Genomic DNA, 23,006 nt, shown 5'->3' with positions numbered 1-23,006 from the left:
CAACCTCGCGTCCAGAACAGTTTCCGGGCGTTTCAAGGCGTGCGCCTGATTTTCGGCTGGGCCGCGGACAAGAAACGTCGCGGATGAATATTGAGAAAGGACCAGTCACATGGTCAGCTTTGGCGGTATAGCCCGCAAGTTATTTGGGTCGTCCAATGATCGCCGCGTGCGGTCCTTCCAGCCGAACGTCACCGCGATCAATTCCATCGAAGAGAAGACGAAAGCCCTGACGGACGAGCAGCTCGCGGCAAAGACCGCGGAATTCCGCGCTCTTCTGGCCGAAGGCAAGACGCTCGACGACATTCTGATCCCCGCCTTTGCCGTCGTGCGCGAGGCCTCGCGCCGCGTTCTCGGCCTGCGACCTTTTGACGTACAGCTGATCGGCGGCATGATCCTGCATTCGAATGCGATCGCCGAGATGAAGACCGGCGAAGGCAAGACCCTCGTCGCCACCCTGCCGGTCTATCTGAACGCGCTTTCCGGCAAGGGCGTGCACGTCGTCACCGTCAACGATTATCTCGCGCAGCGCGACGCCGCGACCATGGGCCGCGTCTACGGCTTCCTCGGCATGACCACGGGCGTCATCGTCCACGGTCTCTCCGACGAGGAGCGCCGCGCCGCCTACGCCTGCGACGTCACCTATGCCACCAACAACGAGCTCGGCTTCGATTATCTGCGCGATAATATGAAGTACGAGAAGAACCAGATGGTCCAGCGCGGCCACAACTTCGCGATCGTCGACGAAGTGGACTCGATCCTCGTCGACGAGGCGCGCACGCCGCTGATCATCTCCGGCCCGCTCGACGACCGCTCCGAACTCTACAATACGATCGACGCCTTCATTCCGCTGCTCGCCCCCAGCGATTACGAGATCGACGAGAAGCAGCGCTCCGCAAACTTCTCCGAAGAGGGCACCGAGAAGCTGGAAAACCTGCTCCGCCAGGCCGGCCTCCTGAAGGGCAATGCGCTCTACGACATCGAGAATGTTGCGATCGTCCACCACGTCAACAATGCGCTGAAGGCCCACAAGCTCTTCCAGCGCGACAAGGACTATATCGTCCGCAACGACGAAGTCGTCATCATCGACGAGTTCACCGGCCGCATGATGCCGGGCCGGCGTTATTCGGAAGGTCAGCACCAGGCGCTCGAAGCCAAGGAAAAGGTGCAGATCCAGCCGGAAAACCAGACGCTGGCCTCGATCACCTTCCAGAATTATTTCCGCATGTACGACAAGCTCGCCGGGATGACCGGCACGGCGCAGACGGAAGCGGAAGAATTCGGCAATATCTACAATCTCGATGTCATCGAGGTCCCGACCAACCTGCCGATCAAGCGTCTCGACGAGGACGACGAGGTCTACCGGACCTTCGACGAAAAGTTCAAGGCGATCATCGAAGAGATCCTCGACGCCCACAAGCGCGGTCAGCCGGTGCTCGTCGGCACAACCTCGATCGAGAAATCGGAACTGCTTGCCGAGCGCATGCGCAAGCAGGGCTTCAATGACTTCCAGGTGCTGAACGCCCGCTACCACGAGCAGGAAGCCTATATCGTCGCCCAGGCCGGCGTGCCGGGCGCCGTCACGATCGCCACCAACATGGCCGGCCGCGGCACCGACATCCAGCTCGGCGGCAACCTCGACATGCGCATCGAGCGCGAACTCGGCGATGTCGAGGCGGGTCCGGAGCGCGACGCCAAGATCCAGGCGATCGTCGAGGAAATCAAAAGCCTCAAGGAAAAGGCGTTGGCCGCCGGCGGTCTCTACGTCATCGCCACCGAACGCCATGAAAGCCGCCGTATCGACAACCAGCTGCGCGGCCGCTCCGGCCGTCAGGGCGACCCCGGCCGCTCGAAATTCTACCTTTCGCTTCAGGACGACCTGATGCGCATCTTCGGCTCCGACCGCATGGACAGCATGCTGACCAAGCTCGGCCTCAAGGAGGGCGAGGCGATCGTCCATCCCTGGATCAACAAGGCGCTGGAGCGCGCGCAGAAGAAGGTCGAAGCCCGCAACTTCGACATCCGCAAGAACCTCTTGAAGTATGACGACGTTCTCAACGATCAGCGCAAGGTGATCTTCGAGCAGCGTCTCGAGCTGATGGAATCGACCAATATCTCCGAGACCGTCTCCGACATGCGTCGCGAAGTGATCGAAGATCTGGTCGAAAAGCATATCCCGGAACGCGCCTATGCCGAACAATGGGATGCCGTCGGCCTGAAGACCGGCGTCACCAATATCCTGAACCTCGATCTGCCGATCGAGGACTGGTTCAGGGAGGAAGGCATCGGCGAGGACGATATTCGCGAGCGCCTGACGGAAGCCGCCAATGCCGCCTTCACGGAGAAGGCCGAGCGTTTCGGCGACGACATCATGCATTATGTCGAGCGCTCGATCGTCATGCAGACGCTCGATCACCTCTGGCGCGAGCATATCGTCAACCTCGATCACCTGCGCTCGGTCATCGGCTTCCGCGGCTATGCCCAGCGCGATCCGCTGCAGGAATACAAGTCGGAAGCCTTCGAGCTCTTCACCGCCCTGCTCAACAATCTGCGCGAAGCCGTCACCGCCCAGCTGATGCGCGTCGAACTGGTGCAGCAGGCGCCGGCCGAACCCGAACCGCCGCTGATGCAGGCCCATCATCTCGATCCGACGACCGGCGAGGACGATTTCGCTCCGATCTACCAGGCCTCCGAAGTGACCGTCGCGCCCGAGAACCGCAATCCCGAGGACCCCACCACCTGGGGCAAGGTCGGCCGCAACGAGGCCTGCCCCTGCGGCTCAGGCAAGAAATACAAGCATTGCCACGGCGCCTTCGAACAGGTCTGAGCAAATACGACAAATCTGAAAATGCCGCCTCCGGGCGGCATTTGCTTTTCTGCGGTAACCCCGGCCAGCTAGAGCTTTTCCGGGTTAGATTGAATCATTCTGTTGGCTCAAACGGAGTCGGATGGTCGACCGGCCGGCGCGTGTCGTAGCCCAGCTCTACGGCCAAGCCGGCCGGTCGATCAGCCGGCCCGTTTCAGCCAACCCGAAGGGCCGGGCATCTTTCCGCCAGGATCAGAGGCGATCGGCTCGGACGTACCTTGGGGTATGCCCATCGCCAATCGCCTCTGCCCTGACGAAAACCTGCTCCGGCAGAATGCTTCAAGCTAACCCGGAAAAGCTCTAGAGTTCCAGGTCCGCGGGCCAAGGGCCGTTCCGGAACCGTTTCTTAACCCTGCTCTGTCAAGACTTCTGGGACGATTTGCCTGACCTCAGAGTTTTGCGTGTTCATCATGGCGGTCATAGAAACAGCGGAGAAGATGCTGCCGGCGGGCCTGCGCCCGATCGGCGGCCGAACGCTGCGCATGCTTGCGGCCGTGCTGACCGAAGGCGGCGAGAAGGCCGCCGCCCAGCGCATGGCGCTGACGGCCTTTTCGATCCGCATCCTCAGCGCCGCACTTGCTTTCGTCTCCCAGATCGTGCTCGCCCGGCTGATGGGCGAATATGAATACGGCATCTTCGTTTTCGTCTGGGTGCTGGTCGTCGTCTTCGGCGACCTCTCCTGCCTTGGCTTCCACACCGCGATCATTCGCTTTCTGCCGCAGTACAAGGCGGCAGGCGCCTTCGAGGAAATCCGCGGCCTGACGGGTACGGCGCGCATCTTCGCGCTGCTGTCCGGCACGGCGATGCTTGCCGCTGGCATGCTCGGGCTGCATTTCTTCGGTGATCTGATCGAGCCATATTATCTCGTCCCGATCTTCATCGGCCTGTTTGCCATGCCGATGATCGCGCTTGGCGATATTCTGGAAGGCACCTCGCGGGCGAACCACTGGCCGGTGATGGCGCTGGGCCCGGTCTATATTATCCGGCCGATCCTCATCATCGCCTGCATGCTGATTGCGATTGCGACGGGCGCAGAGCATACGGCCGTCACCGCCATGCAGGCGGCGCTCGTGGCCACCTTCGTCACTGCACTCGGCCAATATTGCGCGACGCTTTACCGCCTACGCCGGCATTATGACGACGGTCCGCGCAAGGTCGATTTTCTCGCCTGGCTCAGTGTCGCCTTCCCGATCTTCCTGATCGAGGGCGTCAGCTTCCTGCTGACCAATTCCGACGTCGTCGTTGTCGGCATCTTCCTTGAGCCGCATGACGTCGCCATCTATTTCGCCGCCGCCAAGACCATGGCGCTGGTGCATTTCATCAATTTCTCCGTCAAGGCCGCTTCCGGCCCGCGTTTTTCCTCGATCATCGCCGAGGGCGACCATGCCCAGTTGGCGATCGCCGCCACCGATGCCGCCCGTTGGACCTTCTGGCCGGCGCTCGGCGTCGGTCTTGCCGTTCTCGCCGCCGGCCACCTGCTGCTGTCGCTGTTCGGCGGCGCCTTCACCGCGGGTTATCTTGTCATGGCGATCCTGCTTGTCGGCATCCTCGCCAAATCGCTGGTCGGCCCGGCCGAAACGCTGCTGATGATGGCCGGCAAGCAGAATCTCTGCGTCGCGCTCTATGCCGGCGCATTGGCCGCCAATGTCGGTCTCAACCTCGCTTTGATCCCGCATTACGGCATCGAAGGCACCGCGATTGCCACCGCCTCGGCCATGGCGGTCGAGGCCGTTCTTCTGCATGTTGCCGTGCGCCGCACGCTCGGCATCGTCCTCTTCGCCTTCGCCAGCCCCTCCGCCGCAACGCCAGAAATGAGAGTTCGATAGATGGTGCGTCCGCCCCCCGTCACCGAAAGCACCGACAGCATCACCAACCGCATGATCCATGATCTCGCCTCGCTGCATTTCGAGGCACCGCAGGCCGAGGCCCGTGCCGAGATCGGCCGGCCCGGACGCGAACTTTGCCTCTATCCCGGCAAGCTCGGCTACGAACTTCAGGATGAGCTCGACTTCCTCTCCAACCGGGCGATGGAGCCGAACGTCTTTTTCTCCGGCCGCTTCCTCGCGCCCGCCATGCCGCGGCTCGAAGACAGGCAGGTGAATTTCGCCCTGATCCGCGACCACAATGCCGGCCGCAGCCGCATGCGTTTCCTGCTGCCGTTTTCGGTCGACAAGCCGGGTTTTGCCGTCGGCCCGTCGATCATCCGCGGCTGGTCGAACAGCTTCGGCCCGCTCGGCACGCCGCTCGTCGACAGCGAGGATGCGGCCGAAACCCTCGACAATTTCTTCGAGGGGCTGACCGTTCCTGATCTCAACCTGCCGGGCACCTTGGTCCTGCCCGATCTGAGGTTGAACGGAATTTTCGTGCGCATGCTCAAGGCCGTGGCGCTCGGCCGCAATCTGCCGCTCACCGTGACCAATCCCTATCTCCGCCCGATGCTGCAGAGCGAAGAAGAGGCGCCTGCCTATCTCGGCAAAACCATCTCCTCCTCGCATATGCGCGAGATGCGCCGCCAGTGGCGTCAGCTGGAAGAACTCGGAACGGCGGTCTATGCCGTCGCCCGCCAGCCGCGCGAAATCCACGTCCGCTTCGAAGAATTCCTGGCGATGGAGGCCGGCGGCTGGAAGGGCAAGCGGCGGAGCGCTCTCGTCACCGACCGCTATCATACCGCCTTCGCCCGCGAGGCCGTGTCGAACCTTGCCGCCGTCGACGCCGTGCGCATTCATACGATCGACCTCAACGGCAAGGCGATCGCCGCCATCGTGGTGTTGATGATGGGCGGCGAGGCCTATACCTGGAAGACGGCCTATAACGAAAACTATGCCCGCTATTCTCCGGGCAAGCTTTTGATGAGCGAACTCACCGAATGGCATCTCGACGACGCCAATATCGTCCGCTCCGATTCCTGCGCCGTCTCCGACCACCCGATCATGAGCCGCTTCTGGCAGGAGCGCGAGGAGATGGGAACCCTGGTGATCGGCCTGACGCAGAACGGCGACCGCGACATGCGCCAGGTCGCCGCCCAGCTCCACATGTACCGCAGCACCCGCAATATGGCGAAGATGCTGCGCGAAAGGATCATGTCGCTCGCCGGCCGGGGCTAACCTTCCGTCGCAGCTTTCTCTCGCAGCAGCCGGCGGATCACCTTGCCCGTGGTCGTCAGCGGCAATGATTCGACGAATTCCACCTCGCGCGGATATTCGTGCATCGAAAGCCGCATCTTCACCCAGTCCCTAATATCGGCGGCCAGGGCCTCGCTCGGCGAATGGCCCGGCGCCAGCACGATATAGGCCTTGACGATCTCGGTGCGCATGGCATCGGGCTTGCCGACGGCGGCGGCAAGCTGCACCGCAGGATGACCGATCAGGCAATCCTCGATTTCCGCCGGGCCGATGCGATATCCGGATGAGGTGATGACGTCGTCGTCACGGCCCTCGAAGGTGATATAGCCGTCCGCGTCCTGCCGGCCGATATCGCCGGTGAGCAGCCAGCCTTTGGCGAATTTTCGCGTCGTCGCCGCTGTATCGTTCCAATAGCCGAGGAACATGACGGGATCTGGACTGGCGATGGCGATCTGGCCCGGCTCGCCCGCCGGCAATTCGTCGCCGGCCTCACTGACGATCGCGACGCGGTGCCCCGGCACCGCCCGGCCGATGGCGCCCGCTTTGGTGACGCCGTGGGCAGCGGCCGACGAGAGCACGAAATTGCATTCCGTCTGGCCGTAGAATTCGTTGACGGTGATGCCGAGCGTGCGCCGCGCCCATTCATAGGTCTCGCGGCCGAGCGCCTCCCCGGCCGAGCCGATCGTGCGCAGCACCAGATCATATTTCGAGCGGGGATCGGGAACCGCGCGCATCAGCCTCAGCGCCGTCGGCGGGATGAAGGCATTGCGCACATCCATCTCCGCCATGATCCGATAGGCCATGTCGGCATCGAATTTCTGCGCCGGCGACGAGACGACGGGAATCCCGAGCAGAAGGCTCGGCAGCAGCGCGTTGAGCAGACCGCCCGCCCAGGCCCAGTCGGACGGCGTCCAGACCTTGTCGCCCACCTTTGGAAAACCCTCATGGGCGAACTGCATGCCGGGAATATGGCCGGGCAGAACACGGTGACCATGCAACGCGCCTTTCGGCGGCCCTGTTGTGCCCGAGGTGAAGATCATCAGCGCCGGATCGTCGGGCGTTGTCTTTTCTCCTTCGAAGACCGGCGCAGACGATACGATGAGATCGGCAAAGGGGAGAGCGTCGGGAGCGCGATCGACGCTGATCACATGGCGCAGTTCCGGCAGACGATCGCGGATTTGCCGGATGCGATCGAGGCCGAAATCATTGGTGACGATTGCCGCCGCACCCGAGATCCTCAGCCGATATTCCAGCGCCTCGACGCCGAACAGCAACGCCAGCGGCAAGGCGCTTGCACCCATCTTATAGATCGCGACATGCGCAACCACGGTCTCGAAGGATTGCGGCATCAGCAGCGCGACGCGATCGCCGCGCTTGATACCGAGCGATGCCAGCGCATTGGCGAACATGGAAGAGCTGCCGGAAAGCTCGCCATAGGTCAGCGAAAGATGGTCGCCGTCCGGACTGAAATGTTCGAGACAGACACGCTCCGGATCTCTCGCCGCCCAATCGTCGCTGACGGCGCGGCCGATATTGAAGTCTTCCGGAATCCGCCAGGAGAAATCACGATAGAGATCGTCGTAACGATCATGGGAGGGCAGTCGCATAGTCTGGCTTCCGGTGAAATGCTGCAGCAGCTAACACCTTGCGGCGCGGATGTGCAAGCCGGCGACGGAACCGGCGGCCCCATCACGCATCATTGTACGCATCGCCGCACCGATTCCGCCTGCGCCTCCCTGCGACTTTGACGGTTTCGCACTAGATCATGAAACGCCGCACGGGGTGTCTCAATTCACGGAGTCGTTTCATGGAATACGTCAAATTTGGAAAGACCGGTCTCGAAGTGTCGAAAATCTGCCTGGGCTGCATGACCTTCGGCGATCCGGGCCGCGGCAATCATGCCTGGAGCCTGCGCGAAGAGGAAAGCCGGACGATGATCAGGCAGGCGATCGACCTCGGCATCAATTTTCTCGACACCGCCAACACCTATTCGAACGGTTCCTCGGAGGAGATCGTCGGGCGCGCCATCAAGGACTTCGCCAAGCGCGAGGATATCGTGCTGGCGACCAAGGTGTTCAACCGCATGCGGCCGGGTCCGAATGGCGCCGGCCTGTCACGCAAGGCGATCCTCGACGAGATCGACAATAGTCTTCGCCGTCTCGGCACCGACTATGTCGACCTCTACCAGATCCACCGTTTCGACTACACGACGCCGGTCGAGGAAACGCTGGAAGCGCTGCATGACGTCGTCAAAGCGGGCAAGGCGCGTTATATCGGCGCCTCGTCGATGTATGCCTGGCAATTCGCCAAGGCGCTTTACGTCTCCCGGCTGAACGGCTGGACGGAATTCGTCAGCATGCAGAACCATCTGAACCTGCTCTACCGCGAGGAGGAGCGCGAAATGCTGCCGCTCTGCGAAGACCAGAAGATCGCCGTCATCCCCTGGAGCCCGCTCGCCCGCGGCCGCCTGACCCGTGACTGGGACGAGACGACGGCGCGCAGCGAGACCGACGAATTCGGCAAGACGCTCTACACGCAGTCGATCGATGCCGACCGCAGGATCGTCGAGGCGGTGGCCGAGATCGCCAGCGCCCGCGGCATTTCCCGCGCCCAGGTCGCCACCGCCTGGATCCTGCAGAAGAGCGTCGTGACCGCACCGATCATCGGCGCGTCCAAACCGAACCACCTGACGGACGCCGTCGCTTCGCTCACGGTCAAGCTCACTGCCGAGGAAATCGCCGTATTGGAAGCACCCTATATTCCGCATGCCGTAGTCGGCTTCAAATAGCCGCCTCTTCTCAGCGCCCTCATAAAGGCAGATCCTCTCCCGACCGCGGGAGAGGATCGGGATACGACACAGGCCGGTCACAGTTCCGTCCTAGCGCTTGCCTGAAATATCGAGGAATCGTCCGTCATGACCACCGTTCCTTTCGAGCCCCGCCGCTTCCGCACCACCGCCGCCTATTACAGCCGTTTCCGCATTCCCTATCCCGACGCGCTGATCGAACGCGTGACCGCCAGAACTAACCTTCGGCCAGGCGACCGCCTGCTCGATCTCGGCTGCGGACCGGGCCAGATCGGCATCGCCTTTGCCCGCCTTGCCGGTGCCGACGTCACGGGTCTCGATCCGGAGCCGGAAATGCTGGACGCGGCCCGCGAGAGCGCGGCGGCAGCCGGTATTCACGCCGAATTCGTCCTCGGCTCCTCCTACGATCTCGGCCCCGCCTTCGGACCGTTGAAGATCACGACCATGGGCCGCTCGTTCCACTGGATGGACCGCGCCGCAACGCTTGCGACGCTGGACAGGCTGACTGAGCCGGAGGGCGCTGTCATCCTTTTCGGCGATCGCCACATCTCCGCCTCACCCGGCTGGCGCGACGTTTTGGAGAAGGTCTCCGAACGCTTTTCGCCGGAACCGATCAGAACAGAACGACAGCTTCGCCGCGGGCCGGACTGGATAAAGCACGAGGAATTTCTGCTGCGCTCCGCCTTCCGCAATCTCGAACGCATCGGCATCGTCACCGAGCGGCTGCTCGACGCTGACGAGATCATCGGCCGTGCCTTCTCCATGTCGGTCACCTCGCCGCAGGCGCTCGGCGAGAGCACGGCCGAATTCGAACAGGCTTTACGAAGCGAGCTCGCCGCTCTCTCGCCGGACGGAACATTCACCGAGATCATCGAGGCCAACGCCCTCATCGCCTCCCGCGACTGAGACTATGTCCGGTTGGCAGGATCGAGCTGCCGGCGCATCGTCACCAGAAACTGCTCGGCAAGCCCGCGGTCCTCGACCGCGCGGGCAAGGATGACGGCGCCCATCATCGATGACAGCGTCGTTGCGGCATTGGCGCGGCGTTCCTCTTCGCTCTCGCCGGGAACAATATCGGCAAGCGTGTCGACCAGCACGGACAGGCCGTCGCTGAAAACGGCACGAACCGCGCCGCGGCTGCGGCTCACCTCCTGGATCAGCGTTGCGAAGACGCAGCTGCCACCGGGATCATCAACCGTGCGCCAGTGAATATAATGGTCGAGAAGCGTTTCGAGCGGCCGGTCCGGCGAGCTGGCGATATGTTCCTTCCAGCGCTCTTCCACCCGATCGATCAGCTTGCGGCTGACTTCCAGCGCCAGCTCATCCTTGGAGCTGAAGTGACCGTAAAAGCCGCCATGCGTCAGTCCCGCCGCCTTCATGATGTCGGCAACACCGACGCCGTCGAAACCGTTTTCCCGGAAGAGCACACCGGCAACGCTCAGAATCTTCTCGCGGTTTTCGGCAAATTTCTCGCGGCTGACCCGCATCGTCGTCTCCAGAAATAGCGGCTTGACAAAATATATGATGTCCATCATCAATACGCAAGAAATATGATGACCATCATGTAAATCGGTCCAGTGTCTTCCCCAATCTGAATCCGAACGGAATCGTGCTCATGGTTTCCACAGCCCTTGCCTCCACCCTTGCCCGGCGCAACATTCATTACGGTTGGGTCGTCGTTGCCGCCACCTTCCTCACCATGCTGGTGACGGCGGGCGCCATGGGTGCCCCCGGCGTGCTGATCAAGCCGCTGCAGGACGAATTCGGCTGGGAAACCTCGCAGATTTCCTCCGCACTTGCGATCCGCCTGATCCTGTTCGGCTTCATGGGGCCGTTTGCCGCCGCCTTCATGAATTATTTCGGTGTGCGCAAGGTCATCGTCTTTGCATTGACGCTGATCGGCATAGGCTTCGTCGGCTCGCTGTTCATGACGACGTTGTGGCAACTCCTGCTGCTCTGGGGCATCGTCGTCGGCTTCGGCACCGGATTGACGGCCATGGTGCTCGCCGCGACCGTGTCGACGCGCTGGTTCACCAAGCATCGCGGCCTCGTCGTCGGCATGCTTTCGGCGAGTTCTGCCACCGGCCAGCTCGTTTTCCTGCCGCTGATGGCGGAACTGACGGAGCGTTACGGCTGGCGCTCGACGGTGTTTTTCGTCTGCGCCATGATCATGGTCGCGGCCCTTGTCGTTCTCGCCTTCATGCGCGACCGGCCGGCTGACGTCAATTTGCCCTCTTTGGGCGAGGCGCATGTGACGCCGGCACCGGCCAGGCCGACGCTCGGCGCTGCCCTGATGACGCCGATCACCACGCTGCGCGAGATTTCGACGACCTCGACCTTCTGGATCCTGTTTGCCACCTTCTTCATCTGCGGTCTCAGCACCAACGGCCTGATCCAGACCCATTTCGTCACCCTCTGCGGCGATTTCGGCATCGTGCCGGTGGCCGCGGCAAGCGTGCTTGCCGTCATGGGCATCTTCGATTTCTTCGGCACCATCGGCTCCGGCTGGCTGTCCGACCGGTTCGACAATCGCTGGCTGCTGTTCTGGTACTACGGCCTGCGCGGCCTGTCGCTGCTCTATCTGCCCTTCAGCGATTTCAGCTTCTACGGCCTTTCGATCTTTGCCATCTTCTATGGCCTCGACTGGATCGCCACCGTGCCGCCGACCGTCAAGATCGCCGCCGACCGCTTCGGCCGTGAAAAGGCCGGCCTCGTCTTCGGCTGGGTCTTTGCCGGCCATCAGCTGGGCGCCGCCACCGCCGCCTATGGCGCCGGCCTCTCGCGCACGGAACTGTCGAGCTATCTGCCCGCCTTCTTCGTCGCCGGCGCCTTCTGCCTGCTGGCCTCGATCCTGGCGATCACGCTGAAGAAGTCAGGCCTGCCGAGCGCCGCCCCTGCTGCGGCCCACTGATCTCGGAGAGGACCCGGCCTCGAAACAAGGCCGGGTCTCTCCACCGGATTGCCGCGATAACTTCGTTCGTCCGTCTTGCATGCGCAGGCGCACACATGTTAGACACCCGCCTCGTCGGTATCCGTTGCCCCATTGGCGGAATTGGTAGACGCGCTCGACTCAAAATCGAGTTTCGAAAGAAGTGCTGGTTCGACCCCGGCATGGGGCACCAGTCTCCGCTCCGTGAGCTTCAGCTCGGCGAGCCGTAGTTCCGTCAGGAACGAAGGCGGACTGGTTTCAACGCGCAGCGCCTCGATTCCAACGGAACAATCCGCATCCAACTGAAACTATTTGTTCTTCAACAGCCACATCTTGCCGGCCATGGTGATGCCGTAGACGTCCTTTGATGCGTCGTCGTCCAGATGCCGCCGCACGAGAAAACCCGGCTCTTTCAACTCACCCAGCGTCTTAGCCGTGACCGATTTCACTTTCTGAGGCCGCTCTTTCCACCGGTCGGATTTTGCATAGGTTACGGTCGCATTCTGATGCGTCCATTTATTGGCCGGCTGAGGATAAAGGTCTCCATCCCTGGCGAGTTTGAGTCCTGCGATCTGGGACGGGGTAAGCTCAATCATACTGAAAATCCTGTGCGGGTCCTTGCGCCGGGAATGCGCTTCGACCGAAGGCGTGCTCATAACATCCACGGAGGTTTTCCACCACTACATTGCGACATCAGGGCCACGAAAGGTGAAAACCCCGCTTACGCAGGAACCGGGCCTCGCCCTTCTCTGAGATTTTCATCAGCAACAGCACCGCCACAGTACAGTTCAGGATGATCTTCCGCATCTCGTTTCCCCTTCTCGTGACGAAGGCCAAAGACGCAAGCTAAAACCGGTTCCAATATCGGCGGCGCGCCGGCCGTGGCGGGCCTTTGCCGACGACATCTGTTTCCGACTGGCCGGGGTCGCGAACGAGGCTCCTAAAACGCAAATCAACTATTTAACTTTGCTTGCGCTTCGTCCAAGGTGGCGGCCGTTACCATCGGCGAGGGCGGACGTGCATCAGGAAGTAGGACTCATCGCGACGGTCGCCGTCAGTTTTGTTTTCGCGGCGGTCCTCGGTTATGGCGCCGACCGGCTCCGGCTGCCGCCGCTCGTCGGCTATCTGATGGCCGGCATCCTGATGGGGCCGTTCACGCCCGGCTTCGTCGCCGACACCGCGCTTGCCGGCCAGCTTGCCGAGATGGGCGTCATCCTGCTGATGTTCGGCGTCGGCCTGCATTTTTCCGCCTCCGATCTGCTCGCTGTGCGCGGTATCGCCGTGCCGGGTGCGATCGGGCGGATTTTCCTCGCCACCCTGCTAGGCATCGGCCTTTGCAAGCTCTGGGGCTGGAGCCTTGGCGCCGGCATCGTCTTCGGCCTCAGCCTGTCGGTCGCCAGCACCGTCGTGCTTCTGAAGGCGCTGGAGGAGCGCAATCTCGTCAACGCGGCAAGCGGCCGCGTCGCCGTCGGCTGGCTGATCGTCGAGGATCTGGTGATGGTGCTGGCGCTGGTGATGCTGCCGGCGCTGGCCGAGCTTCTCGGCGGCCACGCGGTCGATACGACCAATCACGGCCTCGGCGAACTGCCGCTGGCGCTGACGATCGGGCTGACCCTGTTCAAGGTGGCGGCCTTCACCGCCATGGCGATCTTCCTCGGCCCTCGTATCGTGCCCTGGCTGCTGACGATGATCGCCCGCACCGGCTCACGCGAACTCTTCACGCTGACCGTGCTGGCAATCGCGCTCGGCATTGCCTTCGGCTCGGCGGCGATCTTCGGCGTCTCTTTTGCGCTCGGCGCCTTCTTCGCCGGCGTCGTCATGAGCGAATCCCAGCTCAGCCACAGAGCGGCCGCCGATTCGCTGCCGTTGCAGAATGCCTTCTCCGTGCTGTTCTTCGTCTCCGTCGGCATGCTCTTCGATCCCTCGATCCTGGTGCGCCAGCCGCTTGCCGTGATCGGTGCCTTGGCGCTCGTCATCCTCGGCAAGGCCATCATCACCTTCGTGATCGTCATGCTGCTGCGCTATCCGATCGGCATGGGGCTGACCCTGGCCGGCGGCCTTGCCCAGATCGGCGAATTTTCCTTCATTCTTGCCGGCCTCGGCGTCTCGCTTGGGCTGCTGCCGCATGAGGGCCAGGATTTGATCCTTGCCGCCGCGATCCTGTCGATCACCCTCAATCCGATCGTGATCTTTGCCAGCGAAGGCCTGAAAAAATATATCCATTCGAAATGGCCGCCGCTCTTCGAAAGCTACGGCAGGAAGAGGCAGAAGACACTCGGCAAGGAACTGGAAAAGATCAGGGCGCTCGGCGAGGAGCGCGAACGTCAGCACCAGTTGAAGATGCAGCAGCTGATCGAAACCTTCCCGCTGTTTTCCCAGGTCGGCGAGGACGCGCAGGAGGAGTTGCTGCTGCTCTTCAGGGCGAAGTCGGCCCCGCCCGGCGAACGCGTCATCCGCCGCGGCGACCGCGGCGACAGCATGTATTTCATCTCCTCAGGTGCCGTGGAAGTACGGCTCGCCAGCGGCGCGATCCGCCTTGAACCGGGCGCCTTCTTCGGCGAGATGGCGCTGTTGAGCGGCGGACGGCGCACGGCCGATGTCATCGCCGTCGACTTCTGCCAGTTCGAAGTTCTCGAGCGGCGCGACTTCAACATGTTCATGTCGCACCACCCCAACCTGCGGGCGATCGTCAGCGAAATGGCCCAGAAGCGCACGGAAATGAACGTGCTGCGTCAGCAATGGGAAAAGTCGATGGATCTGTCCTGACGCGAGGACACCCGGAGTTCAGGCGCCAGAACCATCTGCAAACCCGTTGTGCGATGCTGTCAGCCTGCCGGCCAATAGCCGTCGGAACGGAAATCCTCCGGGATCGGATCGAGCCGCGACAGCGTCTCGGCTGCGAAATCGATCTGCAGCGACAGGTATTTCAGAGACGCCAGCATCGGCACGCCGGTCGCGAATTCCCGAACGCGGGACAGATGATAACCGCTTTCGTTCAGCCTCCGGGCCGCTTCCCCAAGCACATCGTCCCTGTTCGGTCCCCGTCCCGCTCCGAGCCCGTCATCCATCTGCACGGCCTGAGCGCGGCCGCCTTCGATCACTTTGAACATCTCATGCCACCCTGCACGTCGCCCTCAAACCAGCCTGCCTCACAATGGCCGATTCGCCATCCCATGAAATCTTGGGAGAGGCATCGATGCCCGAATCACGAAATTTTTAGACGGCGGGTGGCACGAAGGACACGGCCAAGCATTTACAGGGCCGCGCACGGCCCCTAAAGCTCTTTTGCACCGCAACAGGAAGGGAACGGAATGCTCCGCAGACTTTACGACTGGACCATGTCTCTGGCCGCGCGCAAATCGGCCGAAGTCTGGCTCGCCGTCATCGCCTTCGTCGAAAGCTCCGTCTTTCTCGTCCCCGCCGATGTGCTTTTCCTGCCGATGGCGCTCGCCAAACCGGAACGCTCCTATCGCTACGCGCTGGTTGCGACCGTCGCCTCCGTGCTCGGCGGCATCGCCGGCTGGGCGCTCGGCTTTTACGCCTATGAGACGGTGGCGCGGCCAGTTCTCGAATTCTACGGCAAACTCGATGCCTTCGAGCAAATGAAGGCCTATGTCACCTACGAGTGGATCCTGCTGCTGCTCGTCACGTCGGGCCTTGCGCATCTGCCGCCGATCAAGATCGTCACCATCCTGTCCGGCGTCATTCACGTCAATCTGGGCCTTTTCATCGTTTCGGCGATTATTGCCCGCGGCGCCCGTTTCCTCTTCCTCGCCTGGCTGCTGCGCCGCTACGGCGAGCCGATCCGTGACTTCATCGAGAAGCGCCTCGGCCAGCTCGTTGGCATCGGTGCCGCTGCGGCAATCGTGCTATATTTCGGCTACCGCTCTTTCGCTCACTAGACCAAACTTTCGCGGAGCTCCGCCATGACTGCCACCGCCTCGCCGCTCGCCCGTCCCGGCTTCATCTATTCCATATTGCTCGCTATCGGCATGGCGGCGGCGGTCGGCGCCGCCCTCGGCTTCCAGTATATCGGCGGCTATATTCCCTGCGCATTGTGCCTGCTGCAGCGCCAGCCCTATTACTACGCGATTCCGATCGCCATTCTCGCTGCGATCTGCGAGCTCGCGGGTCTGCCGAACTGGATTTCCCGCGCAATGATTCTCGCAGCCGGCATGCTGATGCTGGTCACCGCAGGCATGGGCGTCTATCACGCCGGCGTCGAATGGCACTTCTGGCCGGGCCCGACCACCTGCTCGACCACGGCAAGCAGCATGACGACCAATGCCGGCGATCTGCTCGGCGAACTCAATACGATCAAGGGCCCATCCTGCACCGATGCGGCGCTGAGGGTGCTCGGCCTGTCTTTTGCCGGTTGGAACGTGATTGCCGGGATCCTGCTTGCGGCCTTCGCCTTCGTCGGCGTTCGCAAAGCCGCTTGACGCATGTCGCCGCGACCATGCGCGACGCGCCGCTGATAACGACATGGAAGCAAAGAGCCAAACCGCGGCTTGTGGAACGCAATCGATGCGGCGCGCTGTAAACGGGTGCGATCAGGGCTGCAGTTCGGTATCCCAGTAGAGATAGTCGAGCCAGCTGTCATGCAGGTAATTCGGCGGAAACAGCCGGCCGTTATTGTGCAGATCCTGCACCGTCGGCTGATAGGGTTTCTGCGCCGGGAACATGCCTGCCTGCTTCGGAAGCTTGCTGCCCTTGCGCAGATTGCAGGGCGAGCAAGCCGCCACGACGTTCTCCCAGGTCGTCTCGCCGCCATGGGCGCGCGGGATGACGTGGTCGAAAGTCAGGTCGTCATGCGAGCCGCAATACTGGCACTCGAACCGATCGCGCAGGAAGACATTGAACCGGGTGAAAGCAGGATTGCGGGATGGCTGAACGTAAGTCTTCAGGCACACGACACTCGGAAGCCGCATCGAAAAGCTCGGCGAGGAAACCGAATGCTCATACTCTGCGATAATATTCACACGGTCGAGAAATACCGCCTTGATCGCGTCCTGCCAGGACCAAAGCGACAAGGGGTAATAACTCAGCGGCCGGTAGTCAGCGTTCAGGACGAGCGCCGGCAGGGCCTGCGGGGAGACTGCAATCGTCAAGGGACTCTCCTGATCGATTCGGCATCTGCACCTGTATATTAGGCCGGTTGTTACAGGATTGTGAAGTCCAATAAATTCAGAGGATAAAGGCAATTTAAAGAGTGTGGCCGATCAGCCGACCGGCACCATGTCACGACGCATTTTCGTGGCGTAATAGGCCCAGAAAAGCCGGGCTGCCACCGAGCGCCACGGCGACCAGACCTGCGAAAGCTTGGCAAGCGCCTTCGCTTGCGGCCGCGCCGCAAGTCCGAGCGCGGCGCCGACGGCGTTCTGCAGCGCGACATCACCGGCCGGAAAGACATCGGCATGGCCGCCGCAGAACATCAGATAGACCTCCGCCGTCCACGGGCCGACGCCCTTCAGCCCCGTCAGTTCGACGAGCGCTTCGCCCGGCGGCTTCAGGCAGAGCCCGGAAAGATCGAGGCGGCCGGAGGCAACCGCTTCAGCGATCCGCGTCAGCGTATCGGCCTTGGCGCGCGACAGGCCGAACTCCCGCCATGCCTCGGGGTGAAACAGCAGGTAAGCTTCCGCCGTCAGCAGGCCATCCCCCGGCAGCATGCGCCGCCAGATCGCCTCGGCGCTGGCGCGCGAGACCATTTGCGATACGATGATATGGGCAAGGCCGGCAAAACCGGCTTCGCGCAGCCGCAGCGGAAGGGGGCCTACATCCGCGGCGATCGGTGCAAGGCGCGGATCGAGGCGAAGCAGCGCTTCGAGCCCCAGCCTGACGTCATCGTCGTTGCGGATGATCTGCACCGCGTCCTCCCAGTGGTTCAAAACCAAAATCCGTGGCAGAAGAAAGCATGACCACGAGCGAGCGTCAAAAACCTGTCTTTCGTTTTGCGCCGAGTCCCAACGGATCGCTGCATCTCGGCCATGCACTTTCGGCCTTTTTGAACCGCGACATGGCCGAAGCGTTGCATGGCCGCCTGCTGCTGCGCATCGAGGATATCGACCAGGCCCGCTGCACCCCCGAATTCGAGGCCGGCATCCTGCGGGACCTCGACTGGCTTGAGATCGACTGGGAAAGTCCGGTGCGGCGCCAGTCGGAGCATTTTCCGGAGTATCAGGCGGCGCTGCATGCGCTGATCGAACGCGGCCTGGTCTATCCGGCTTTCCTGACCCGCGGCGAAGTGAAGGCGCGTGTCGCCGCCTATGAGGCGACGGGCCAATCCTGGCCGCGCGATCCCGATGGCACGCCGCATTATCCGCCGATTGATCGCGAGCGGCCGGAAACCGAATGGCGGGAGATCCTTACCTCCGGGAAAAAACATGCCTGGCGGCTCGACATGCGCAAGGCGCTCGACCTGATCGGCGAACTGCTGTTCTGGACGGAAACCGGCGACGGCAGGACAGGCGAGATCGCCGCCGAACCTGGCGTCTGGGGAGATGTCATCCTGTCGCGCTCGGATGCTCCTTCGAGCTACCATCTGTCGGTCGTCGTCGACGATGCCGTGCAGGGCGTCACCCATGTCGTGCGCGGGCTCGACCTTTTCCACGCCACATCGGTGCACCGGCTGCTGCAGGTTCTGCTCGGCCTGCCGCAGCCCCTCTACCACCATCATCGTCTCATTCTCGACGCCGATGGCCGCAAGCTTTCAAAAAGCGAAGGTGACAGCGGGCTCGCCGAATTGCGTGCCCGGGGCATGTCAGGGGCCGACATTCGCCGCCTTGTCGGGCTCTGAGCGCCGTTCGACACGCTCTCTGCCGACGATCGAAAGCGTATGCGAGAACATCCGGAAGACGCGGAACTTGATCAGCGCCGCATTGATCTCCGCGCCGATAATGAAGATGGCGCCGACCATATAGAGAAAGATCAGCACGATCATCACCGAGGCGAGACCGGCATAGGTTGCCGTATAATTGGCGAAGGTCGCCAGATAATAGGCAAAGATCAGCGCGCCGGCGAGCCAGAGAAGCAGCGTCAGCAAGACCCCCGGAATAACGTCGAAAACCCGCCGCTTGCCGGCCGGCAGCCAGAGATGCATGACCAGCAGGCCGACGGTCAGCACGACAAGCGTGCCGTAAATGCGCCAGCTGAAGACGATGTCGAGCGTATCGGCAAACAGCGGAAACCAATTCCTCGCATAATCGAGCGCCAATGGCACCGCCACCAGCAGGATGCTGATCGCCGCGAAGATGATGACCGCGATCAGCACGTAGCCGAGGCTGGCCAGGCGGGTGAAATACCACGGCCGAGTTTCCTGCACCCGGTAGGCACGATTGAGCGAAATGCGCAGCGCTTCGACGCCGTTCGAGGCGAAATAGGCGGCCGCCAGCACCGAGATCGTCAGCAGCCCGCCGCGTTGAATGGTCAGGACCTGCAGCACCTGGTCGGCCAGCGGCTTGGCGATCGCTTCGGGCCAGGTGTCGAAGATCAGATGGATGGCGGTGGAGGAAAACTGATCGGCGCCGAGGAAGCTTGCAAGCGCCGTGCCGAAGATCAGGAACGGGAAAACCGCAAGCAGGCTCGACAGCGCCACGTGGCTTGCCATCGCAAATCCGTCGTCCTCGACCATGTGACAGATCGCGTCATAGACCACGTCGTAGATCGTGCGCAGCACCTTCCGCATTCCGTCTCCGGCTTTCCACATTGTATCCTCTGGCCGAATATGGGAAACGAGTCCCATTTTGTACAGGAATCATTCCATGGCGGGAGAGCGCACAATCGTCGTCACCGGTTGCTCCTCCGGCATCGGCGCGCATTGCGCCCGGGCGCTGAAAGCCGATGGCTGGCGCGTCTTTGCGACGGTGCGCAAAACGGATGATCTGCCGGGTCTGGAAGCCGACGGCATTGAAGCCTTGTTGATGGACTATGCCAGGATCGAGACGATTTCCGAGCTGGTCGACACCGTCTCGAAACGCAGCGGCGGCCGTATCGACGCGCTCTTCAACAACGGCGCTTATGGCCAGCCGGGCGCCGTCGAGGATCTTTCGACGGCAGCGCTGCGCGCCCAGTTCGAAGCGAATTTCTTCGGCTGGCACGAATTGACGCGGCAGGTCATTCCGTCGATGCGCAAACATGGGCAGGGCCGGATCGTCCAATGTTCGTCCATTCTCGGCGTCGTCCCCTATCGCTATCGCGGCGCCTACACCGCCTCCAAATTCGCGCTCGAGGGCCTCAGCATCACCCTGCGCATGGAGCTGCACGGCAGTGGCATCCATGTGAGCCTGATCGAGCCCGGACCGATCGCCACCCGTTTCACTGCCAATGCGCTCGCAAAGATCAAGGAAAACATCGACGTCGAGAACTCGCCGCACGCGGCCGATTATATCAGGCAGTTGGCGAGGCTCGATGGTTCGGGGCCGGTCAATCGTCATAAACTTGGCCCCGAGGCGGTCTATTCGGTATTGAAACACGCATTGAACTCGAAAAATCCAAGGCCACATTATCCCGTAACGACTCCGGCTAAACAGGGCATGTTCCTGAAGCGGCTGCTTCCGGCGGACCTCTTCTACCGCCTGATGCGCTGGACGGACTGACTGAGAAAGCTGAATGCCATGTCCACAATCACCTATATCCTTGCGGTCATCGTCATGGGCGTCGTCGCCCTCGTGCTGATCCGCGGCCTCTTCAACATGATGAAGGGCGGCGACGCCAACCTTTCCAACAAACTGATGCAGCTTCGCGTCCTGCTGCAGGCAGTCGCCGTCATCCTGATCATGCTGACGCTCTGGATCACCGGCGGCGGCCGCCCGACCTGAGGACTGACCTAACGATAGAGGGGTAAATATGGGTACTATCGCCTCCTCGACCTCCCTCATTCCTGTGCTCGTCACAGGAATCCAGCCACCGCGCGTCCGCGCGGTGAATAACAAAATCCGACGTTCTCCCGCGCCCAAGGACTTGGGCGCAGAAGCCCAACCCCACGCTCCGTCATCCTCGGGCTTGACCCGAGGATCCATCCCCGTAGCTGCTGATGGATGCGGTGTGGATGCTCGGGTCAAGCCCGAGCATGACAGAGCGTGGGGTGGGTCGAAGAAACCACTCACGGCGTATACACCCGTGTCAGGGACGCTGTCCGCCAGCGCAACCAACAATGTCGGCACCGGGTTGAACCGACTTGATGAGGCAAAACGGGTGAGCGCGACCGCCCTCCCCTCGATCGGCGGTGCAGCATGGTGAAACTCAACAAGATCTACACGAAGACCGGCGACGACGGCACGACAGGCCTGGCTTCCGGCCCGCGCCGCCGGAAGGACGATCTGCGCGTCGAAGCCTATGGCACGATCGACGAGGCCAATTCCGCGATCGGCCTGGCGCGGCTTTACACGGCAGACTTGGTTGACCTCGACACGATGCTGATGTCGATCCAGAACGATCTCTTCGACCTCGGCGCCGATCTCGCCACGCCCGACACCGGCGAACCGCCGGCCTACGAGCCGCTGCGGATCGTCGAGACGCAGGTCGAGCGCATCGAGCGCGATATCGATCGACTGAACGCCGACCTCCGTCCGCTGACATCCTTCATTCTGCCGGGCGGCAGCCCGGCCGCCGCGCATCTGCATCTGGCCCGCACGATTGCGCGGCGGGCCGAGCGGCTGATGGTGACGCTGGCGCGCATGGAGGGCGAAATCGTCGAAAGGGCCGCGATGAAATATATCAACCGGCTTTCGGATTTCCTCTTCGTCGCGGCCCGCCATGCAAATGACCAGGGTCGTGCGGATGTGCTTTGGGTTCCGGGAAAAAACAGATAGGTTTGCCGCGATCACGATTGCCGGGGGGCCTTGATGTTCATACCACTTCACGACGCCAATACGCTGAAACATATCAAGGTCCAGTGGGTGACGCTGGCCCTGATCGCGCTGAATGTCGCAGTCTGGCTCTTTACCAGCCTGGAGAGCGAACAGGCTGCCCAGGCAACGACGGTCGGCCTCGGCTACATCCCGGCGGTCGCCTTCGGGCAGGCGCAGTTGGCTGAGGGATTGGACATCGTGCCGGAGCAGCTGACCTATCTCACCTATGCCTTCGTCCATTCGGGCTTCTGGCATCTGGCCTCCAACATGGTCTTCCTCTGGGTCTTCGGCGACAATGTCGAGGATGCGATGGGGCATATGCGCTTCCTGGTCTTCTACCTCCTCTGCGCGGCCGCCGGCGCGCTTTGCCACGGCTTGCTGACGACGACGCCGGAAGCGCCGCTGGTCGGCGCCTCGGGGGCGATCTCCGGGGTGGTTGCCGCTTATGTCATGCTGCATCCGCGCGTCAGGGTCTGGGTGCTGGTGTTCTTCCGTGTACCCTTGCCCCTGCCGGCCTTCGTGCCGCTGCTTTTGTGGATCGGCCAGCAGTTCTTCATGCTGGCGTTTGCGCCCGATGCCGACGTCTCCTGGGGCGCCCATGTCGGCGGCATTCTTGCCGGCGCTGTTTTAATCCTGGCGCTGCGTCGTCGCGGCGTACCGCTCTTCGATCGGGAAATCGTGACGCCGCGCGCCGTGAGGAACGAAACCGGCGCCGGTACGGCCGTTGCGGCCGGCACGGACGGACGGATCGAGCGTCTTCCCTGGGGCCGTGACCGGCGTTGACAGATATATTGACGTGCACGTAAACGTCCATATATTGCCGAAGCAATCCCCTGCCTGCGTCATGCAAGCGTTGTATTTGGGGGAAAAACGCGTATCCATGTCGCCATTCGACAATCGAAGCGGCGTGTGAGCGCGCATTTTCCTTAAAAGCTCGCTGAAGCCAGTTTTCTTGAAGGAAGGACCCCCATGAAGATTCTCGTGCCCGTCAAACGGGTTGTCGACTACAACGTGAAGATCCGGGTGAAGCCGGATGGTTCGGGTGTCGAGCTTGCCAATGTGAAGATGTCGATGAACCCGTTCGACGAGATCTCGGTGGAAGAGGCGCTGCGGCTGAAGGAAGCCGGCAAGGCCGAAGAAGTGGTGGTGGTGTCGATCGGCCCGGCCAAGGCCGAGGAGACGCTGCGCACGGCGCTCGCCATGGGTGCCGACCGGGCGATCCTGGTCGAGACCGACGATCAAGTCGAGCCGCTCGCTGTCGCCAAGATCCTCAAAGGGGTCGCCGATGCCGAACAGCCGGGGCTGATCATCACGGGCAAGCAGGCAATCGACGACGATTCCAACCAGACCGGCCAGATGCTGGCGGCATTGCTGGGTTCGGCCCAGGCGACCTTCGCCTCGAAGATCGAGATCGGCGACGGCAAGGCTGAGGTCACCC

22 protein-coding genes and 1 tRNA gene are annotated in these 23,006 nt (G+C 62.2%); 16 read left to right on the top strand and 7 right to left on the bottom strand.

Going from position 1 to position 23,006, the window contains the following annotated elements; all coding sequences use genetic code 11:
* The first annotated feature begins 109 nt into the window (after positions 1-109).
* From secA to CO671_RS30440, 3 genes are all read left to right on the top strand, one after another.
* A complete protein-coding gene (gene secA, locus CO671_RS30455) occupies positions 110-2,824 on the top strand; it encodes a preprotein translocase subunit SecA (protein WP_097608951.1) in 2,715 nt (904 codons plus the stop codon).
* Between the two features lie 449 nt (positions 2,825-3,273).
* On the top strand, positions 3,274-4,689 hold the full coding sequence (locus CO671_RS30445) for an oligosaccharide flippase family protein (RefSeq protein WP_097608966.1): 1,416 nt from the start codon (positions 3,274-3,276) through the stop codon (positions 4,687-4,689).
* Complete coding sequence (locus CO671_RS30440) at positions 4,690-5,967, top strand: GNAT family N-acetyltransferase (protein WP_097608950.1); 1,278 nt, start codon at positions 4,690-4,692, stop codon at positions 5,965-5,967.
* Here the strand turns inward: CO671_RS30440 and CO671_RS30435 are convergent.
* The gene (locus tag CO671_RS30435) at positions 5,964-7,592 is read right to left on the bottom strand and encodes an AMP-binding protein (protein ID WP_097608949.1); all 1,629 of its coding nucleotides are present in this window, start codon (positions 7,590-7,592) and stop codon (positions 5,964-5,966) included. The two genes, CO671_RS30440 and CO671_RS30435, sit on opposite strands and share 4 nt — an antisense overlap.
* Before the next feature lie 200 nt (positions 7,593-7,792).
* On the opposite strand from CO671_RS30435, the gene CO671_RS30430 reads away from it, so the two are divergent.
* Positions 7,793-8,773: an aldo/keto reductase gene (locus tag CO671_RS30430; protein WP_010032758.1), complete on the top strand. Its 981-nt coding sequence runs from the start codon at positions 7,793-7,795 to the stop codon at positions 8,771-8,773.
* 126 nt (positions 8,774-8,899) lie between these two features.
* Positions 8,900-9,697, top strand: a complete 798-nt coding sequence (locus CO671_RS30425; RefSeq protein ID WP_097608948.1) for a methyltransferase domain-containing protein — start codon at positions 8,900-8,902, stop codon at positions 9,695-9,697.
* Between the two features lie 2 nt (positions 9,698-9,699).
* Here the strand turns inward: CO671_RS30425 and CO671_RS30420 are convergent, their stop codons facing one another.
* Positions 9,700-10,278: a TetR/AcrR family transcriptional regulator gene (locus CO671_RS30420; protein ID WP_010032760.1), complete on the bottom strand. Its 579-nt coding sequence runs from the start codon at positions 10,276-10,278 to the stop codon at positions 9,700-9,702.
* 128 nt (positions 10,279-10,406) lie between these two features.
* On the opposite strand from CO671_RS30420, the gene CO671_RS30415 reads away from it, so the two are divergent.
* Together CO671_RS30415 and CO671_RS30410 are read left to right on the top strand one after the other, a co-directional pair.
* Positions 10,407-11,702: an MFS transporter gene (locus CO671_RS30415; RefSeq protein ID WP_097608947.1), complete on the top strand. Its 1,296-nt coding sequence runs from the start codon at positions 10,407-10,409 to the stop codon at positions 11,700-11,702.
* 126 nt (positions 11,703-11,828) lie between these two features.
* Positions 11,829-11,913 (top strand) — tRNA-Leu (locus CO671_RS30410).
* A 115-nt stretch (positions 11,914-12,028) separates the two neighbouring features.
* Here the strand turns inward: CO671_RS30410 and CO671_RS30405 are convergent.
* Entirely contained in the window at positions 12,029-12,316 is a 288-nt protein-coding gene (locus CO671_RS30405; protein ID WP_097608965.1) for a hypothetical protein, read from the bottom strand.
* Between the two features lie 421 nt (positions 12,317-12,737).
* Here CO671_RS30405 and CO671_RS30400 point away from each other — a divergent pair, with 421 nt between their 5' ends.
* Positions 12,738-14,486 (top strand): cation:proton antiporter, encoded by a 1,749-nt coding sequence (locus tag CO671_RS30400; RefSeq protein ID WP_097608946.1) that lies wholly within the window; start codon positions 12,738-12,740, stop codon positions 14,484-14,486.
* Positions 14,487-14,545: 59 nt separating this feature from the next.
* On the opposite strand, the gene CO671_RS30395 is transcribed toward CO671_RS30400, so the two are convergent.
* Positions 14,546-14,830: a hypothetical protein gene (locus CO671_RS30395; RefSeq protein WP_010029423.1), complete on the bottom strand. Its 285-nt coding sequence runs from the start codon at positions 14,828-14,830 to the stop codon at positions 14,546-14,548.
* A gap of 201 nt (positions 14,831-15,031) precedes the next feature.
* Here CO671_RS30395 and CO671_RS30390 point away from each other — a divergent pair, with 201 nt between their 5' ends.
* Entirely contained in the window at positions 15,032-15,622 is a 591-nt protein-coding gene (locus CO671_RS30390; RefSeq protein WP_064686427.1) for a YqaA family protein, read from the top strand.
* 24 nt (positions 15,623-15,646) lie between these two features.
* The gene (locus CO671_RS30385) at positions 15,647-16,162 is read left to right on the top strand and encodes a disulfide bond formation protein B (protein ID WP_097608945.1); all 516 of its coding nucleotides are present in this window, start codon (positions 15,647-15,649) and stop codon (positions 16,160-16,162) included.
* 111 nt (positions 16,163-16,273) lie between these two features.
* On the opposite strand, the gene CO671_RS30380 is transcribed toward CO671_RS30385, so the two are convergent.
* Both CO671_RS30380 and CO671_RS30375 read right to left on the bottom strand, forming a co-directional pair.
* Complete coding sequence (locus CO671_RS30380) at positions 16,274-16,831, bottom strand: HNH endonuclease (RefSeq protein WP_010031546.1); 558 nt, start codon at positions 16,829-16,831, stop codon at positions 16,274-16,276.
* A 111-nt stretch (positions 16,832-16,942) separates the two neighbouring features.
* Entirely contained in the window at positions 16,943-17,587 is a 645-nt protein-coding gene (locus tag CO671_RS30375; protein WP_097608944.1) for a DNA-3-methyladenine glycosylase, read from the bottom strand.
* A gap of 47 nt (positions 17,588-17,634) precedes the next feature.
* Between CO671_RS30375 and gluQRS the strand changes: the two genes are divergently transcribed.
* Positions 17,635-18,516, top strand: a complete 882-nt coding sequence (gene gluQRS, locus CO671_RS30370) for a tRNA glutamyl-Q(34) synthetase GluQRS (RefSeq protein ID WP_097608943.1) — start codon at positions 17,635-17,637, stop codon at positions 18,514-18,516.
* Here the strand turns inward: gluQRS and CO671_RS30365 are convergent.
* Positions 18,481-19,404, bottom strand: coding sequence for a YihY/virulence factor BrkB family protein (locus CO671_RS30365; protein ID WP_097608942.1), 924 nt, complete (start codon positions 19,402-19,404; stop codon positions 18,481-18,483). The two genes, gluQRS and CO671_RS30365, sit on opposite strands and share 36 nt — an antisense overlap.
* A 76-nt stretch (positions 19,405-19,480) precedes the next feature.
* Here CO671_RS30365 and CO671_RS30360 point away from each other — a divergent pair, with 76 nt between their 5' ends.
* The 5 genes from CO671_RS30360 to CO671_RS30335 all read left to right on the top strand — a co-directional run.
* On the top strand, positions 19,481-20,314 hold the full coding sequence (locus CO671_RS30360) for an SDR family oxidoreductase (RefSeq protein WP_097608941.1): 834 nt from the start codon (positions 19,481-19,483) through the stop codon (positions 20,312-20,314).
* A gap of 18 nt (positions 20,315-20,332) precedes the next feature.
* Entirely contained in the window at positions 20,333-20,536 is a 204-nt protein-coding gene (locus CO671_RS30355; protein ID WP_064686421.1) for a twin transmembrane helix small protein, read from the top strand.
* A 414-nt stretch (positions 20,537-20,950) separates the two neighbouring features.
* On the top strand, positions 20,951-21,529 hold the full coding sequence (locus CO671_RS30345) for a cob(I)yrinic acid a,c-diamide adenosyltransferase (RefSeq protein WP_097608939.1): 579 nt from the start codon (positions 20,951-20,953) through the stop codon (positions 21,527-21,529).
* Between the two features lie 33 nt (positions 21,530-21,562).
* The gene (locus tag CO671_RS30340; protein WP_097608938.1) at positions 21,563-22,351 is read left to right on the top strand and encodes a rhomboid family intramembrane serine protease; all 789 of its coding nucleotides are present in this window, start codon (positions 21,563-21,565) and stop codon (positions 22,349-22,351) included.
* A 186-nt stretch (positions 22,352-22,537) separates the two neighbouring features.
* A partial coding sequence (locus CO671_RS30335) for an electron transfer flavoprotein subunit beta/FixA family protein (RefSeq protein ID WP_141514504.1) occupies positions 22,538-23,006 on the top strand: 469 nt, incomplete at its 3' end.

This window comes from Rhizobium sp. M10, assembly GCF_002531955.1.
Lineage (GTDB): Bacteria > Pseudomonadota > Alphaproteobacteria > Rhizobiales > Rhizobiaceae > Rhizobium > Rhizobium etli_C.
Note: the sequence above shows the minus strand (reverse complement) of the source record. Positions and strands in the feature narration are given on the sequence as shown.

What these genes read in the sequence shown, in the direction of transcription:
- secA (WP_097608951.1), top strand. Translation starts at nt 110, where the DNA reads ATGGTCAGCTTTGGCGGTATAGCCCGCAAGTTATTTGGGTCGTCCAAT.
- CO671_RS30445 (WP_097608966.1), top strand. Translation starts at nt 3,274, where the DNA reads ATGGCGGTCATAGAAACAGCGGAGAAGATGCTGCCGGCGGGCCTGCGC.
- CO671_RS30440 (WP_097608950.1), top strand. Translation starts at nt 4,690, where the DNA reads ATGGTGCGTCCGCCCCCCGTCACCGAAAGCACCGACAGCATCACCAAC.
- CO671_RS30435 (WP_097608949.1), bottom strand. Translation starts at nt 7,592, where the DNA reads ATGCGACTGCCCTCCCATGATCGTTACGACGATCTCTATCGTGATTTC.
- CO671_RS30430 (WP_010032758.1), top strand. Translation starts at nt 7,793, where the DNA reads ATGGAATACGTCAAATTTGGAAAGACCGGTCTCGAAGTGTCGAAAATC.
- CO671_RS30425 (WP_097608948.1), top strand. Translation starts at nt 8,900, where the DNA reads ATGACCACCGTTCCTTTCGAGCCCCGCCGCTTCCGCACCACCGCCGCC.
- CO671_RS30420 (WP_010032760.1), bottom strand. Translation starts at nt 10,278, where the DNA reads ATGCGGGTCAGCCGCGAGAAATTTGCCGAAAACCGCGAGAAGATTCTG.
- CO671_RS30415 (WP_097608947.1), top strand. Translation starts at nt 10,407, where the DNA reads ATGGTTTCCACAGCCCTTGCCTCCACCCTTGCCCGGCGCAACATTCAT.
- CO671_RS30405 (WP_097608965.1), bottom strand. Translation starts at nt 12,316, where the DNA reads ATGATTGAGCTTACCCCGTCCCAGATCGCAGGACTCAAACTCGCCAGG.
- CO671_RS30395 (WP_010029423.1), bottom strand. Translation starts at nt 14,830, where the DNA reads ATGTTCAAAGTGATCGAAGGCGGCCGCGCTCAGGCCGTGCAGATGGAT.
- CO671_RS30390 (WP_064686427.1), top strand. Translation starts at nt 15,032, where the DNA reads ATGCTCCGCAGACTTTACGACTGGACCATGTCTCTGGCCGCGCGCAAA.
- CO671_RS30385 (WP_097608945.1), top strand. Translation starts at nt 15,647, where the DNA reads ATGACTGCCACCGCCTCGCCGCTCGCCCGTCCCGGCTTCATCTATTCC.
- gluQRS (WP_097608943.1), top strand. Translation starts at nt 17,635, where the DNA reads ATGACCACGAGCGAGCGTCAAAAACCTGTCTTTCGTTTTGCGCCGAGT.
- CO671_RS30365 (WP_097608942.1), bottom strand. Translation starts at nt 19,404, where the DNA reads ATGCGGAAGGTGCTGCGCACGATCTACGACGTGGTCTATGACGCGATC.
- CO671_RS30360 (WP_097608941.1), top strand. Translation starts at nt 19,481, where the DNA reads ATGGCGGGAGAGCGCACAATCGTCGTCACCGGTTGCTCCTCCGGCATC.
- CO671_RS30355 (WP_064686421.1), top strand. Translation starts at nt 20,333, where the DNA reads ATGTCCACAATCACCTATATCCTTGCGGTCATCGTCATGGGCGTCGTC.
- CO671_RS30345 (WP_097608939.1), top strand. Translation starts at nt 20,951, where the DNA reads ATGGTGAAACTCAACAAGATCTACACGAAGACCGGCGACGACGGCACG.
- CO671_RS30340 (WP_097608938.1), top strand. Translation starts at nt 21,563, where the DNA reads ATGTTCATACCACTTCACGACGCCAATACGCTGAAACATATCAAGGTC.